Source organism: Burkholderia sp. Ac-20384, assembly GCF_017104605.1.
Classification (GTDB): Bacteria; Pseudomonadota; Gammaproteobacteria; order Burkholderiales; family Burkholderiaceae; genus Burkholderia; species Burkholderia lata.
On record NZ_JAAGPE010000103.1, the window covers coordinates 14,111 to 28,774 of the forward strand.

The following is a 14,664-nucleotide window of genomic DNA, read 5'->3' on the forward strand; positions in this document are numbered from 1 at the left end:
TCTCAGATTACCTGCGGAGCGAAGCGCCACGTAACGTCCTGCCCGTCGATTTGCGGGAACGGCATGTTATGAGCAAACGTCTGCTTGCCGACGGGTAACTCCAGGCACTCCCATGTGCCGGGCCAGGGGCAAGGCTCGCCGGAACGCTTTTTCCAGCCAGGCGCGTCCAATCGAGATCGAAGGTCGGCTTTGGATTGCAGTTCCTGGAATCGGCGTTCCTCTTCGTCCGCGGGAAAGAGGCTCGAGTGTGCGCGGTACGCGAACGCAATGTCTCCAGTCTCGCCGTTACGGTCGATGTAGACATAGAACCGCTTTCCCTCCAGCAACGTGTAGAAGGTGTAGTGATCGATGGGAATCATCTTGGGCTCACCATCCCCGTAGTCTCTGAACCCACTGGTGCTATAGACGATCTGCGGCCGGGGATCGAAGCTGGAGCCCAAACCCAAATCATCGACCGACGATGGCACTGTCTGTCGAAAGTCCGCTGCCACCGATTCCTCTTTGAGAGCGCGGACGATCCTCATCTGAAGGATCTCCACTTGCTCATCGGTAAATGAAGGTGGGAATATCCGCCGCATTGAGGTATCGACATACTGCGTTCCTTCCGGGTAGTAGGCCCTGTCTTCGTCTCTCAGTGGTATGCGTTCGTACATGCCGTTGGCGAACCATTTGGTCGCATCGAACAGCGGTTCGTCTTCCGACACCCGCATCATGATCTTCTCATTCATGGCATGCCTCACCCCAACCGCGAAAATCGAGGCAGACGCCACCAGTGCGAATACCAGGATCAGTACTGTCGTTCTTTTTTTCATGCTCGCGCTCTCGGCTTGAAAGTGCGAAACCCCATGGGTAATCCTTCCGGCGTGCTACCTGACTTGACGGGATTGACAGCGCCCAAGGGATCCAGAGGTAGGTCGATGTCCGGATCATTTTCATATCGACTACGCGCCTCCATTTGCTTCGCCAAGCGAAACTCTCGATCGGTGTAGGGTCTAACGGGCGCCTTCGGCGGTGGTTCCCCCGGGATTTCGCTCATGGGCCCCTTACCCAACGCCAACGTTCGTTTCCGGTAAGAAGCCATTTGACGATGGTAGGCATCCACCTTCCGCTCATATTCATCGATCTTCGGCAACGTTCTACTTGCCGCAAGCAGTTGCTCCCTGGTCCCATAAGTCTCGTCATAGTTGGATCTTCTCGGAAATGCCCGCACTTCGACGTCCCCCGAATCGGCCATGATCTGCGCCAGGCTCTCTCCATATTTGGGATCTTCACCAGGGTCCAGCTTTTTACCGATATCGTGCCCAAGCCCCGTGCGGCAAGCGTACGAGAATATGGTTGCGTCATCATCGAATGCCGATGGCACCAGCATCCGTGCCTGATTTATCCCGTAGCGGATCTGCCAGGACTCGCCAACGTCATACCCGAATTCAATGCTGTGCACGAGGCCGTGCGAGAAGATGTCCAATTGCCTGATAAGCCGCTTCTTGCTGCGGCGCGCTGCAATGAATGTGACAAGATCGGCAACATCAGTCAGTTCTCGATAGCTGGCACGATGGTCCACTTCTACGATTTTCTGCAGGGCGTCGAGGAGCTTACGCGGATAGCCCCTCGCAAAAACAAGAAAGACACGCTGTATCGCATAGTCGGCGGTCCCCTCCGGGTACTGCCTCAACTGTCGTATCCCTTGATTGATGAACATCATCTTGTTGCCTTTCCTGGCACGGACATAGAACGCCGGGTCGGAACAGCCTGCTACTGTGACGTAGTCGAGGTCCACAATTGCGTCCACTTCGGTCACCGGGTTGTCCGGGCCAGTCGTACTTTGCTTCCGTTGCTCCATGGCGGACCTCAGTCGTCGATACTCTGCTCGCGCAGGTGTGCTGCCGCCTCTCTTCCCCATCGCAACGTCACTGCGCCAGGCTGGTCGGTATAGATGCGTGCAGTAAGGCCTTGCGCGTCGGTACGTCCGACTACCCTCTCTCCGTCTGCGGCTTCCGCACAATACAAGACATCGGCAAGCGCCTCGCCGGTGCGTGAGTGCTTCACGAGGAACTGTTCGCTGAAGTTGGTCACCGAGGAATGGACGGTTCCGGACAGCGGATCCAGCCCGTTGCCGTTACCCGTGACTTGCTGCCGGAGTGGCCCTTTTATATGAATGGCGATACCGTCAAGCGTGATGCCAGAGCTGTCGATGGTGATGCTGCCTCCCGGCCCTTCAAAGACGGCACACTCTCCCGCTTGAAGCTGATAGCGCATCGTCCGTCGTTCGATGCGCTGCCCCGCTTCCAACCGATGGCTGCCATGAACAAGATGCTCCGCATGCGCGCCCACATCGACCCGATGATTGGCCACAACAGTGTCGTGACGGTTGTTGCCGATCGCTTCCGAGTGGTTCATACCGGTGCGGATCGTCCGGTGACGTTCGATGGTGAGTTCCTCGTCCTGCCCCACTCGTTCGCGGCGGTCTCGGCCGATTGAAAGCCGTTGATCGTTTCCAATGCTGGCCGTTTCGTCATGTCCAACCTGCTCGCGACGGTTGTGCCCGACGAACGTGGTTTCGTCATGGTTGACGTGAATGTTCTGATCGCGCTGTGCGTGGACGTAGATTTCTTCCTGCCCGGCTTCATCTTCAAAGCGCAATTCGTTGAAACCGTCGCCCTTGTGCGTCTGGCTCTTGATCGTCATTCGCGTCTTGTGTCGCGGCAGTTCATACGGCGGTAGCTGCAAGCGGTTGTAGGTGCGGCCAGTGATGATCGGCTGGTCCGGGTCGCCATCGAAGAAGTCGACGATCACCTCCTGACCGATGCGCGGGATCGCCATGTGTCCCCACAGCGCACCCGCCCAGTTCTGCGCGACACGAATCCAGCACGAGCTGTGTTCGTCATGCTTCCCCTGGCGGTCCCAAGGGAATTGCACTTTCACCCGACCGTATTCGTCGGTGTAGATCTCTTCGCCCTCCGGGCCGACCACCACCGCCGGCTGCGGGCCGTCGATGCGCGGGCGCGGCAGCGGCTCGGCACGCCATTCCGCGTCGTCTGGCACCAGGACTGCCTCGTAACCGTAATACGTGCCGTGTTCGGCGTCGGCGCTTTCTTCCCCTTGGCTGGTGTGTTGCTTGCCGTGATGCACCAGGCTAACCGGACGCCAGCTGCGGTTCATGTCCTCGCGCGGGTGGCCCGTGAGCGCGAAGGCGATGCCGGGTTGCAGCCGCGCATCGTCACCGCAAACGAGTGCCATATGCGCATCGCGACGATGACCACGCAGGCGATCCTGGGTGAACGCTTTGCCACTGGCTTCGTGCTTATATCGCCCCGGGTAGTCGTAGCGCGCGTAGCCGCGGCCTTGATGATCGAGATCGGTTCCGTTACGCGGGTACTCGTGATTGAAGCGCGGGTTCTTGAACGTGTAGTCGCGCTGCACCTGTCGCGCAGTACGCACGTTCTCGGTGTAAGCGAATGTCCGTAGGCTGGGTTGTGGCTGGTCGCCCCCCGGCGTCGGGTTGTAGATCACTGGCTCGCCATCGAGGCGACCGAAGATGAACAGCCGGTCGCAATGAATCAGCCGGTGCCGCTCCTTGCCATGCTGGAACGCGTATAAGAAGCCTTCCTCGCGCAGGATGCGTTCGATGAACGCGTAGTCGGTGTCGCCGGCCTGCACGCAATATTCGCGCGCCAGGTGCTCGTTGGTGGCCCGTTGCTCGTAGTCCATCGTCAGGCCATGCGCCTTGAGCACGGCGGTGGCGATCCCGGTCGCGCTCAGGGTCTGGAAGATCCGCCAGTCGGACGACAGCTTGAGGCGTGCCAGACGCGGCTCGACCACGGCCGAGTAGCGGGTACGTCGAAAGCCGGTATCGCCCTGAACGAACGACGACACCGCACCGTGCACGTAGCGTACGGGCTGCCCACCCTGCCAGATCGTGAGCAAGCCGTTGTGATCGAGTATCTGACCGAAGTCCATGGCCGGATTGGCACTGGCCAGTTCAACCTCTAGATGAAATGTCTCGGATAACCCCTCATGCAGCGTGAACTCGACGACCTCGAACGACTCGTCGCCCGCGATGAAGGTGAAGTGCAACTGGGACAGTGGTGGCATCACGACGTCTCTCCGGGCGAAAAAAATGCGCCGATTTACGATCGGGAAGCCCATGACGCGCAAAAATGCGCACTGGATTTCGCCACGCAAGAGATTCGCTACTCAGGATCCTGATGTCCATCAGACGTGTTCGAAACTTCTTGGCAATATTCTTTGGCGACCATGCAGATCGCAGCCGAATGACCTGTCCTCCTGACTCAGCTTTCATTTCAGGGAGCAATTGGGGCCCCGGCAACAGGTGGCGCGGCCCTCATAAAAACTGGAGCTTAGCTAGCGGCGCGCTCCATGGACGACAACACGACGGACGATATGGATCCCCCGCCTGTCACAGACCATGGCTCGACGGACATCGCGAACAAGGACGACAGAGACGCGACAGCTTATGAATCAGCGCCAGTTGAAACGACACGTGGCCCAGCCGACCGACAGGCACGCAATTGGCACTTTCAAGTGAATAGCCACGGCCAACACAGCCGCGTTTTCCGTATCGGCGAAGTCTTCGCGAAACAATCAGACGCCCGCCCCCATCCGCCCCACCGCCTCCCGAGTCTGCGCAATCTCCGCCTCAATCCAGTCGAGAAACGACCTGACCCGCGGCTCGCGCTCCCGCCCCGGCCGGCACAGCGCGACAAAACGCGCGCCCTCGATCCGCACCGACGGCTCGATCGGCGTCAACGCCCCGTGCGCGACATGCTCGGCAGCCAGCACCGAGCTGAGCAGCGCGACACCCTGCCCGTGCAGCACCGCCTGCAACGCGTAATGCTCGTCATCGTAATGACGAAACACCGCGCGCTCGAGCCACGCTTCGCGGCCGGCCGCGCGACACCACGACGCCCAGTCGACCGACACCGGCAGCGGTGTATCCCACACGGTCTCGATCAGGTCGAGCGGCTCATCCGTGCGATGCGCATCGAACCCGGCGGCCGCATACGCGCCGAAATACTCGTCGATCAGCGCAATCTCGTGCAGCGCCGGAAACGTGCGCGATGTCGCGCGAATCGCGAGATCGATCCGCGCATCGCGTTCGAGATCCGCGAGCGCGTTGCCGGTTTCGACCTTGATGTGCAGTTGCGGATCGATGCGACGAAACCGGCCGAGGCGCGGAATCAGCCACATCGCGGCGAATGCGGGCGTGGTGGTCAGCACGAGCGTGCGCTCGCCGGTCGTTTCGGGCCGCACCGCATCGAGCCCGCGGCTCAATGCGAGCAGGGCATCGTGACTCGCGCGAAACAGCCGCTCGCCTTCGTCCGTGAGCCGCACGCCGCTCGCCCCGCGCTCGAACAGCAGCACGCCGAGCCGGCTTTCGAGCGACTTGATCTGGTGCGACACCGCGGCCGGTGTCACGGACAGTTCGTCCGCGGCAGCCTTGAACGCGCCAAGCCGCGCCGACGACTCGAATACACGCAAAGCGGTCAGGGGAATTTTCGAGAACACGGGGCCTCGCGGGCCGGATCGGGCCGGGTTGAATTCAATTGAATCGGGGTGAGATTAGGTGAATTGAAGCGGGCATGCAACGCGGATAGCCTTGCGGGACGTCGCGGTACGGTGCCGCGGCGCGTGGCGTCCAACCGGAGATACAACGTGCAAGGCCTACCGCGCAGGATCACGCAGGCGGTGCTCTACGAAGCGATCGCGATTTCCTGCATCTCGCCCGTGATCGCGGCGGTCTTCAAGCAGAACCTCGTCTATTCGGGCGCGCTGTCGGCGACGATGTCGGCGATCGCGCTGCTGTGGAACATGATCTTCAACGCGCTGTTCGAGCGCTGGGAAGCATCGCGCCGCCAGCCGGCACGCACACTCGGGCGGCGGATCCTGCACGCGACCGGATTCGAAGGCGGACTGATCTTCATCCTGGTGCCCGTCGTGGCGTGGTGGCTCGACATCTCGTGGCTCGACGCGTTCGTCGTCGACATCGGGCTGTTCGCGTTCTTCTTCTGTTACGCGTTCGTATTCCAGTGGGCGTTCGATCGCGTGTTCGACGTGCCGGCGGCGACGAAAGGGCAATGAGCCGGGCAGACCGCCCCGCAATACCGGATAGTCGAGAATGGCATCAATCGACGTGTTTGTTTCTATTTTAAACTCCACTCGAATTTTATAATTCCCACACTCGACTTACATCACCTCATATATTCACAAAGTTCAAACAGTCATAGGGTTTACGTTACATTGCCGCTCCGCAAATTCAACTGCTAATGTAGGTTGACGATTAACACAAGATAATCACCTACACCCACCCCATATAATCAGCGCAACCACACGCGCCGACTCAATCGCTAAATCCGCCCTAAAAATTTCAAGGGCGATTTGCGATGTTCGCAGTTCAATTCCTCAACAAGGAAATCATCATGAACGAAAATCAAGAAAAGCAAGATCTCCCGCTGATCGAATGGATGCAGGAAGATCAGCATGAAGATTGGGTCGAGATGATGAAAGACAGCGCAGTCATTCCATTCGCAACCGCTCTGTGGGCATAAGCGGTCAGCCTCGGATGATGGCGGATCGCACTGATCCGCCATTTTTTTGATCCAGAACCTGGATATCCCGGAGAGTGTGATGGAAAAAAGTGTCGAAAATTTCTTTTCGTGCGTCCGCGGACATCCAGCCATGATGCAGAAAAGCGCGCCCGGCGCCAATATCCTGGTCGGCTCGGACAAAAGCCAGAAAAATACCGCGCAATCAATCATTCGGCATTGCCCTGAAAAACTGGAATATTCATTCACCTACGTCGAGCTCGACACGGAAGATCACGAACAGGTCATCAGGGAAATCGACCGATGTGACATGTTCATCTTCATGTACGACTCGTCGATACGTTCCGACATCAATCCGCACGGGCCGTCATTCATCCCGCCCCTCAAGCCGAAAATGGCCGAGCACTGGAAGAAGTCGGTATTGCTCCGCGAGTATGGCGAGTTCTTCAAAGAGGCCTTTTCCGAGAGCATCGACGACATTGCCGCGCGCAACGAACGCATCATTGCAGCAGCGCAACGCGCCCGGCGCGTGCAATTTCACGATGGTCTGGGCGGCTCGCTGCACGGAACGCTGGATCAGACCTGGAAAAGCCTGGATGGCCGCAACCACTACGATTTGATGCCAGGCGAAGTGGCGACCCGGGTACCCGACCTGACCGGCAGCGTCGTATTCGGCGGCACCTTCCTGAGCACGGTGCCCTTTGCCATCAAGTACGGCGTCATCGACCCGATATTGCACATCGGGATCGAACGGGGCCAGGTGATCAGCGTCGAATCGGCCAATCGACAGCTCGAGGACGACCTCAAGTTATATCTGGATAAATGTGCGGGAAACCGGATTGTCGAAGAGTTCGGGATTGGTACGAACCTGAACGTCCGGCTGCATGGACGCAATGCGAGTTTCGAAGAACGCCATCCCGGGCTGCACCTCGGCCTCGGCGGCGGCGAACGTGGCAGCCATCATCTGGACCTGGTGTTTTCGTCCGGAACGATTCGGTTCGACGACACCGTCATCTTCGACGGCGCGTTCCACGTCTAGCGAGCGCCTTCGACGGCACGGCCGGCATCGAAGCACCGACAAGGTGCCGGCCTCGCGATTTCCACCCTCGGCATCCTGCCCGCGCAGGTTCACGTTACGCCTGTCCCGCACGGTGGCCGCGCACACCGGAGCCGAATCGTCATGGTCGACCTCGAACAGCAACTGCATGTCGCGCAGACGCAATACGCAGGCGCTTCACATGATCCTGCGCTTCTGCATCGCATCTGCGACCTGCTGACCGCCCTCCGGCGCGAGGAGGACATGCTTCCCTGGGCCGACCGCGCGCTGGTGCTCGATCCGCACGACGCCGTGTTCATTGCACGACGTGCCGATGCGCTCTACCTGCTGGGCCGGTATGTCGAAGCCGCCGATACATGGCGACGTGATCCGTCGCGGCACAACCGCCCCGAACTCTACCGCTTGCGACTGGGCATGAGCCTGATGATGGCCGGCGATCTCCCGCAGGCCATCCGGTTGCTCGACGAAGCCTTTCGGATGGCCGAATCCGGCCATGCCGAAATGACCGCATCGATCGGGTTCGCGATGGGCGAGGCGATGCTCAAGGCCGGCGATCCGCGCGGCTTCGCCTATTGGCGCATGCGCGATGACGTTCCGCGCCTGTCCGCCAATTACCGCCCGATCGGCATCCCGGCATGGGACGGTGAATCGGATGTGCGCGGCAAGCGTGTCCTGATCACGCATGAACACGGATTCGGCGACAACTTTCTCCTGGCAGCCTGCGTGCCCGATTGGCTGGCGGCAGGCGCGCACGTCATGCTCACCTGCCATCCGCAGAACCATGCACTCATGCAGGCGTCACTGCCGCATTGCGAGGTCGTCGCCGCACCCAATCCGCTGCAGTTTCATGCGCCATTGCCCCGTGAACTGCAATCATTGGCAGACGGGTTCGCGCCGGACCTCCACGCAACACTGCTTCATTTGCCCATGCTGAAAGCCCGGCAGACGCACGTGCCGGAACAGTGGTTCGCGCCCTATATCCAGGTGCCGCCGCAAAAGCAGCGAATCGCAGCCGAATGGGCCGCGCAACTGCGCGACAAGCATCCGGGGAAGAAGCTGATCGGACTGTTTTGGGATTGCGTTCAACGACACTGGCCCGAAAAGGGCGCCATCGTCAGGTGCTGGGCCAGCCGCCGCAGCCTGCCGCTCGATGCGATCAACGAGATCGTGGAGCACCCTGCCATGGCGGAATGCCTGCATTTCGTGAATCTGCATCATCCCGCTGCCGCGGCGCTGGCAGGCACGCCGGCCAGCAATGTCAGTCACTACCAGCCGGTGATTCGGGATTTCGGCGACACCGCGGCATGCATGGCTCAACTGGACGCCGTGGTCGCGGTGGATTCAGGCGTCGCCAATCTGGCGGCCATGATGGGCATGCGGACGTGTGTACCGACCCACACCTGTGGCGATTGGCGTTGGGGAGTCGAGGGAACGACGAGCCCGTGGATCAGGCAGGCGACCGCTTTGCGGCAAACCCGGGAAGGTGACTGGAGCGACGTGGTTCGAAGCATCCAGGCGTGGCTCATGCATGCCGTTGCCTGATGCCCCGATGCCTGATGCCCGATGCCCGATGCGAACAATCCGACCTGAACAGGCCGGACCAGCACGCCGACGCCCCCCGCATCCCGGGACCTTCCCGAGACGAAGGGGGCGCAAGTCCGTCAAGCCGCTTGCGGACCCGGCGATCGCTCAATCACGTCGTTCAATGCACGCCGAGATAAGCCTTCACCGCCGGCAGGCCCGGCTTGCCGTCGAGCGTCGTCACGCCCGCGAGCCACTTGTCGAGCGCCTGCGGGTTCGCCTTCAGCCACTCGGCCGCTGCCTTGTTCGGATCTTCCTTGTTCATGATCGGCATCATCACGTGGTTCTCGATCGACGTCGTGAACTGCAGGTTCGACACGAACTTCGCGACGTTCGGGCAGCGCTGCGCGTAGTCGGGCGGCGTCGCCGTCAGCACCTTCGCTTCGCCGTAGTTCGGGCCGAACACGTCGTCGCCGCCGGTCAGGTAGTCGATCTTCATCTGCACGTTCATCGGATGCGGTTCCCAGCCGAGGAACACGATCCACTGCTTGTCGCGGATCGCGCGATTCACCTCGACCAGCATCCCGGCCTCGCTCGACTCGACCATCTTGAACTTGCCGAGGCCGAACTGGTTGCCGTCGATCATCTTCTTGATCAGCAGGTTGCCGTCGTTGCCCGGTTCGATCCCGTAGATCTTGCCGTTCAGCTTGTCCGCGTACTTCTGAATATCCGCGAACGATTTCAGGCCGCCCTGGTACACGTAGTCGGGTACCGCAAGCGTGTATTTCGCGCCGGTCAGGTTCGGCGTCGAAAGCACCTTGATCTGGCCGGCCTTCGTGAACGGCTGGATGATCGGGTCCATCGTCGGCGACCAGTAGCCGAGGAACACGTCGATCTGCTTGCTCTTGATGCCGGCGAACGTGATCGGCACCGAGGCGATCGTCTTCGTCGGGCTGTAGCCGAGGCCCTGCAGCATCGTCGACGCGAGGCCCGTGGTCGCCGCGATGTCGGACCAGCCGACGTCCGCGAAGCGCACGTTCTTGCACACGGGCGGGTCGGCCGCATACACGGCCGACATCGGTGCGGTTATCCCGATCCCGCACACCGCTGCGATCAATAGGCGCTTCATCTTGCTTCTCCTCAAAGTGATGTCGTTTGCTTGAATGCGGGATCGTTTATTGAAGCCGCGCGCCGCGATCCCGGCGGCGTCGCGGACCTTAGGGTCGGTCAGCGCCCCGGCAACCGGCGCTCGTAGCTCGGCGCATGGCCGAACTGCGCACGGTAGGCCTTGCTGAAATGGCAGGGCGAATGAAAACCGCAGACCGTCGTCACGCGCGCGATCGACGCGTCGGTCGTGCGCAGCAGGTCACGCGCGCGCTTCAGGCGCAGCGTCAGGTAATAGTGGGTCGGCGACACGTTCAGGTACACCTTGAACATGCGCTGCAGATGCCGCTGCGACAGCCGCACGAGCCGCGCGAGCTCCTCGAGCGACAGCGGCTCCTCGATGTTCGCCTCCATCAGCCGCACGACCTCGATCAGCTCCGCGCGCGAGAAGCCGACGCGCGCATCGACCGGAATCGGCTGCGTATCGGTCGAGCTGCGGATGCGCTCGAGGATGAACTGCTCGGACACCTGCGCGGCCAGTTGCTGGCCGAACCGCATGCCGACGAGGTTCAGCATCAGGTCGAGCGGCGCGGTGCCGCCGGTGCAGGTCAGCCGGTCGCGGTCGACGACGAACAGCTCGTCGGCGAACCCGACTTGCGGAAACTCGGCGTGCAGCGCGGACAGGTTCTCCCAGTGCACGGTGCAGCGATAGCCGTCGAGCAGCCCGCTCGACATCAGCGCATACGCACCCGTGCAGATGCCGCCGAGCGGCAGCCCGCGTTCGGCAAGCGCCGCGAGCGTATCGCGTGCGCCTTCGTCGACCACGTCGCGGATGCGGATGCCGCCGCAGACGATCATCACGTCGGGCAGGTTCGTGTAGTCGAGTGCCTGCGTGGGCCGTACCGCGATGCCGTTGCTGGCGTGCACCGGACTGCCGTCGAGCGAGTAGATCGACCACTGGTAGTGATCGGCACGTCCGACGTAGTTCGCCATCCGAAGCACTTCGACGGCGCTCGAGAACGCGATCATCGAGAAGTTCGGCAGCGTCAGGAAGCCGAAATGGGCGAGGGACGAAACCGGTGAAACGCAGGCAGCGGGCGCGACAGCGACGGCGGACGTCACATCGGTCTCCTAGGGTCTGTTTCCAGATGGAACGCGCATGCGTTGCCACGAGAACGGCCGCTCGCGAGGCGCGTGACGCCGCGAATACTGACGTATTCGCAAGGAGCGCAACGCGGCGAGCGGCCGTTCTCGTGGCAACCCCAAATTAAAAAAAACATGTCACGGGAATGCCCGAAATCGCCCGCATGGCGGCGTCGCTCGTCTCTTGTTTGGCTCGGCCAAACGGCGCTCCTCACTTCTTGCCCTGCGAGCGATTTCGGGCATTCGCATGTGCGTTCCATCTGGAAACAGACCCTCGAGGAGGTTGCAGGGGGCCAGCTCCGCGGCCGAAGCCGCGGAAGCCATTATTTGTATTCAGGGTAAGCGGCCAGGTTGCGCCGGCCGCCGGAAGTCAGGCCTGTGCGGGCGCAGCCTTCACGCGAAACAGCTGCTTGAGGCCCGAGAACAGCGGCGCCTTCACGGTGCCCGGCGCACGGCCGAAGCTTTCGGTGATGCGGTCGAGAATGATCGCGAGCAGCACGACCGACAGACCGCTTTCGAAACCGAGGCCGATGTCGAGGCGCTGGATACTGGCGAGCACGTCGTTGCCGAGGCCGCCCGCGCCGACCATCGACGCGATGATCACCATCGACAGCGCCATCATGATCGTCTGGTTCACGCCCTGCATGATCGACGGCAGCGCATTCGGGAACTGCACCTTGTACAGCAGCTGCCACGGCGTGCAGCCGAAAGCCTGGCCGGCTTCGACGATCTCGCGGTTCACGTGGCGGATACCGAGGCTCGTCAGGCGCACCGCAGGCGGCATCGCGAAGATCACCGTCGACAGGATCCCCGGCACGCGGCCGAGACCGAACAGCATCGCAGCCGGAATCAGGTAGACGAACGCGGGCATCGTCTGCATCAGGTCGAGGATCGGGCGCACGATCGCGGCAACCCACTTGCTCTTCGCGGCCCAGATGCCGAGCGGGATGCCGAGCACGAGGCTGATGATCGTCGACGACAGCGTGAGGCCGAGCGTGATGACTGTCTGGTCCCAGAAGCCCGTCGCGAAGATCAGCAGCAGCGACGCGGTGGTGAACAGCGCGAAGCGCCAGCCCACCCGCCACAGCCCGATGCCGATGAAGATGGCCATCATCATCCACATCGGGATCGCCTGCAGGCCATGCTCGACGAATGCCGCGAGCCCCTCGATCGCCTGGCCGATCGCGTCGAACGTTTTTGCGTCGTGGTCGAGCAGGTAGTGAACGGACTGGTCGACCCAGGTACCGAGCGGAATCATTTCAGACATGGGAACCTCGCGAACGCGTGATGGCCTTCAGGATGAGCGCACGATCGACCGAGCCGCAGTAGCAGCCGTCGTCGTCGACGACCGGCAGTGCATTCGGGCTCGCGACCACACGCGCGACGACATGTTCGAGCGACGCATCGCGCCGGATGGATTCGATCGGGCTCACGGACGGCGTCGCCTGACCGATCGCTGCGCGCGTGACGAAGCCGCGGATCTTGCGTTGCGCATCAAGCACGAACGCATAGTCGGCGCTGCCGTTCAGCGTCGCCGCGACGTTCGCGGCATCGCACTTCGACACGATCGGCACGGCGCCCGTCTGCATCAGGTCGCCGGCCGTCAGGTAGCGGCTGGTGTCGATGCCGTCGAAGAACGCGCGGACATAATCGTCGGCCGGGTTCGCGATGATGTCCTGCGGCGTGCCGACCTGCACGAGCCGGCCACCCTCCATGATCGCGATGCGGTTGCCGATACGCAGCGCTTCTTCCAGATCGTGCGACACGAACATGATCGTGCGGCGCTGTTCCTTCTGCAGTTGCAGCAGCACATCCTGCATTTCGCGGCGCTTGAGCGGATCGAGTGCGGAGAACGCCTCGTCCATGATCATCAGCGACGGGTTCACGGCCAGCGCGCGGGCGAGGCCGACGCGCTGCTGCATCCCGCCCGACAGCTCGGACGGCAGCTTGTGCGAGAACGGTGCGAGGCCGACCTGCTCGAGCACCTCCATCGCGCGGCGTTCGCGTTCTTTCTTGCTGACACCCGCGACTTCGAGGCCGAATGCGGCATTCGACACCACGGAGCGATGCGGCATCAGCGCGAACGACTGAAACACCATGCTCATGTCCTTGCGGCGCAGCGCGGTCAGCGCCGAGCGGCGTGCCGACGCGACGTCGAGCCCGTCGATCATCACCTTGCCGGCGCTGGGATCGACCAGCCGGTTCACGAGGCGGATCAGCGTCGACTTGCCGGAACCGGACAGGCCCATCAGCACGAAAATTTCGCCTTCCTGCACATCGAAGGAGACGTTGTGCACGCCGACGACCTGGCCGGTGCGCTTGAGCACATCGTCCTTCGTCGCGCCGGCGGCGAGCATGTCGAGCGCCTGCTGCGGGTTGCTTCCAAACACCTTGCACAGACCTTCGACCACGACCTTGGGGGCATCCATCGAAACCTTCTCCTCGTGTAGCGGGGACTCGCGCTTGTCTTAGCGTGCCTACATAGTTGCCAGAAAAAACCCCGACCTGCCGACGAATTACGACAAACGCTTGCGCAAATACGACACGGCCTCCAGCCCCGCCGGGCGGGCCGCTGCACGCGGCGGCACCCGATTGCGGCGGCGCAATACGCGCACGGCCAACAACGGCGGGCATCGCGCGCCGGACTTGTGCGCAGCAGCGCGGCCCATATCGCGCTGCGCTTTGCGCCAATTCGCATCGGGCACGCGTCGCTTTACGACAATTTCACGTCCGATCACGCGTCGATCTGCTCAGACGAAAGCGCATCGCATCCACCAGTAAAAAGCATGACCGTACAAAAAGCCGCGCGGCGACACCGGACGGTGCACGCCGCGATACCGCGCCAACCCGGAAAATCCGCGACGGCCGCTGTGATACATTCCCCGCCAACAGGCTGATCGGGACGCAGGCCGCCATTACGGCCACCGTGATCAGCAGCGCATGCCGGTTCGCCTGCCGGCCATGCCGATACCGCCTCGATCGGCAAACATCCGATCGCAGGCCGATAACGATACGAGAGAGGGAGCAAGGCGAGATGAACTGGGCTTTTACCGCAATCGGCTTCATCGTGGGCGGGATTGCCGCATTGATCGGGGATTTCTCCGCCATCACCGGCGCAGTGCTCGGCGCCGCGATCGGGTACTGCCTCGACAACACGCTGCAACAGCGCAAGCGCAAGGCCAAAGGCGCGACACCCACCCCGTTCGCGATGCAGGCACCGCCCGCCCAGCCGCCGGTTCCGCTGGCCGAGCGCGTCGCGCGCCTCGAAGCGACCGT

Annotated in this window: 12 protein-coding genes and 1 pseudogene; 5 read left to right on the forward strand and 8 right to left on the reverse strand. The window is 61.9% G+C overall.

Annotation, left to right across the window (positions count from 1 at the left end; genetic code table 11):
- Positions 1 to 2: 2 nt before the first annotated feature.
- From G3O00_RS20240 to G3O00_RS20255, 4 genes are all read right to left on the reverse strand, one after another.
- Positions 3 to 812, reverse strand: a complete 810-nt coding sequence (locus G3O00_RS20240) for a hypothetical protein (protein WP_206144100.1) — start codon at positions 810 to 812, stop codon at positions 3 to 5.
- Entirely contained in the window at positions 809 to 1,798 is a 990-nt protein-coding gene (locus G3O00_RS20245) for a hypothetical protein (protein WP_206144101.1), read from the reverse strand. Before G3O00_RS20245 ends, G3O00_RS20240 begins: the two co-directional genes overlap by 4 nt.
- A gap of 50 nt (positions 1,799 to 1,848) precedes the next feature.
- The gene (gene tssI, locus G3O00_RS20250; RefSeq protein ID WP_241025249.1) at positions 1,849 to 4,182 is read right to left on the reverse strand and encodes a type VI secretion system tip protein TssI/VgrG; all 2,334 of its coding nucleotides are present in this window, start codon (positions 4,180 to 4,182) and stop codon (positions 1,849 to 1,851) included.
- Positions 4,183 to 4,602: 420 nt separating this feature from the next.
- Positions 4,603 to 5,526, reverse strand: a complete 924-nt coding sequence (locus tag G3O00_RS20255) for a LysR substrate-binding domain-containing protein (RefSeq protein ID WP_206144102.1) — start codon at positions 5,524 to 5,526, stop codon at positions 4,603 to 4,605.
- A 147-nt stretch (positions 5,527 to 5,673) separates the two neighbouring features.
- Between G3O00_RS20255 and G3O00_RS20260 the strand changes: the two genes are divergently transcribed.
- From G3O00_RS20260 to G3O00_RS20270, 4 genes are all read left to right on the forward strand, one after another.
- A complete protein-coding gene (locus G3O00_RS20260) occupies positions 5,674 to 6,099 on the forward strand; it encodes a PACE efflux transporter (RefSeq protein ID WP_206144103.1) in 426 nt (141 codons plus the stop codon).
- A 338-nt stretch (positions 6,100 to 6,437) separates the two neighbouring features.
- Positions 6,438 to 6,566, forward strand: a complete 129-nt coding sequence (locus tag G3O00_RS43950) for a hypothetical protein (RefSeq protein WP_021163990.1) — start codon at positions 6,438 to 6,440, stop codon at positions 6,564 to 6,566.
- Between the two features lie 79 nt (positions 6,567 to 6,645).
- Positions 6,646 to 7,602 (forward strand): leucyl aminopeptidase, encoded by a 957-nt coding sequence (locus G3O00_RS20265; RefSeq protein WP_206144104.1) that lies wholly within the window; start codon positions 6,646 to 6,648, stop codon positions 7,600 to 7,602.
- Positions 7,603 to 7,743: 141 nt separating this feature from the next.
- A complete protein-coding gene (locus G3O00_RS20270; protein ID WP_206144105.1) occupies positions 7,744 to 9,162 on the forward strand; it encodes a bacterial transcriptional activator domain-containing protein in 1,419 nt (472 codons plus the stop codon).
- Between the two features lie 160 nt (positions 9,163 to 9,322).
- Here G3O00_RS20270 and G3O00_RS20275 read toward each other — a convergent pair whose 3' ends face one another.
- The 4 genes and pseudogenes from G3O00_RS20275 to G3O00_RS20290 form a co-directional block, all read right to left on the reverse strand.
- On the reverse strand, positions 9,323 to 10,270 hold the full coding sequence (locus tag G3O00_RS20275; protein WP_011354069.1) for a choline ABC transporter substrate-binding protein: 948 nt from the start codon (positions 10,268 to 10,270) through the stop codon (positions 9,323 to 9,325).
- A 98-nt stretch (positions 10,271 to 10,368) separates the two neighbouring features.
- A complete protein-coding gene (locus G3O00_RS20280; RefSeq protein WP_011354068.1) occupies positions 10,369 to 11,367 on the reverse strand; it encodes a GlxA family transcriptional regulator in 999 nt (332 codons plus the stop codon).
- Between the two features lie 391 nt (positions 11,368 to 11,758).
- Positions 11,759 to 12,655 carry a choline ABC transporter permease subunit gene (gene choW, locus G3O00_RS20285; protein WP_011354067.1) on the reverse strand — a complete coding sequence of 299 codons (897 nt, stop codon included), beginning with the start codon at positions 12,653 to 12,655 and terminating at the stop codon, positions 11,759 to 11,761.
- Positions 12,648 to 13,939: pseudogene (locus tag G3O00_RS20290) on the reverse strand (glycine betaine/L-proline ABC transporter ATP-binding protein); the annotation flags it as partial. The pseudogene G3O00_RS20290 and the gene choW, both read right to left, overlap by 8 nt.
- A 483-nt stretch (positions 13,940 to 14,422) precedes the next feature.
- Here G3O00_RS20290 and G3O00_RS20295 point away from each other — a divergent pair.
- The coding region (locus tag G3O00_RS20295; RefSeq protein ID WP_206144106.1) for a hypothetical protein at positions 14,423 to 14,664 on the forward strand (242 nt) is incomplete at its 3' end.

What these genes read in the sequence shown, in the direction of transcription:
- choW (WP_011354067.1), bottom strand. Translation starts at nt 12,655, where the DNA reads ATGTCTGAAATGATTCCGCTCGGTACCTGGGTCGACCAGTCCGTTCAC.
- G3O00_RS20240 (WP_206144100.1), bottom strand. Translation starts at nt 812, where the DNA reads ATGAAAAAAAGAACGACAGTACTGATCCTGGTATTCGCACTGGTGGCG.
- G3O00_RS20270 (WP_206144105.1), top strand. Translation starts at nt 7,744, where the DNA reads ATGGTCGACCTCGAACAGCAACTGCATGTCGCGCAGACGCAATACGCA.
- G3O00_RS20265 (WP_206144104.1), top strand. Translation starts at nt 6,646, where the DNA reads ATGGAAAAAAGTGTCGAAAATTTCTTTTCGTGCGTCCGCGGACATCCA.
- G3O00_RS20275 (WP_011354069.1), bottom strand. Translation starts at nt 10,270, where the DNA reads ATGAAGCGCCTATTGATCGCAGCGGTGTGCGGGATCGGGATAACCGCA.
- G3O00_RS43950 (WP_021163990.1), top strand. Translation starts at nt 6,438, where the DNA reads ATGAACGAAAATCAAGAAAAGCAAGATCTCCCGCTGATCGAATGGATG.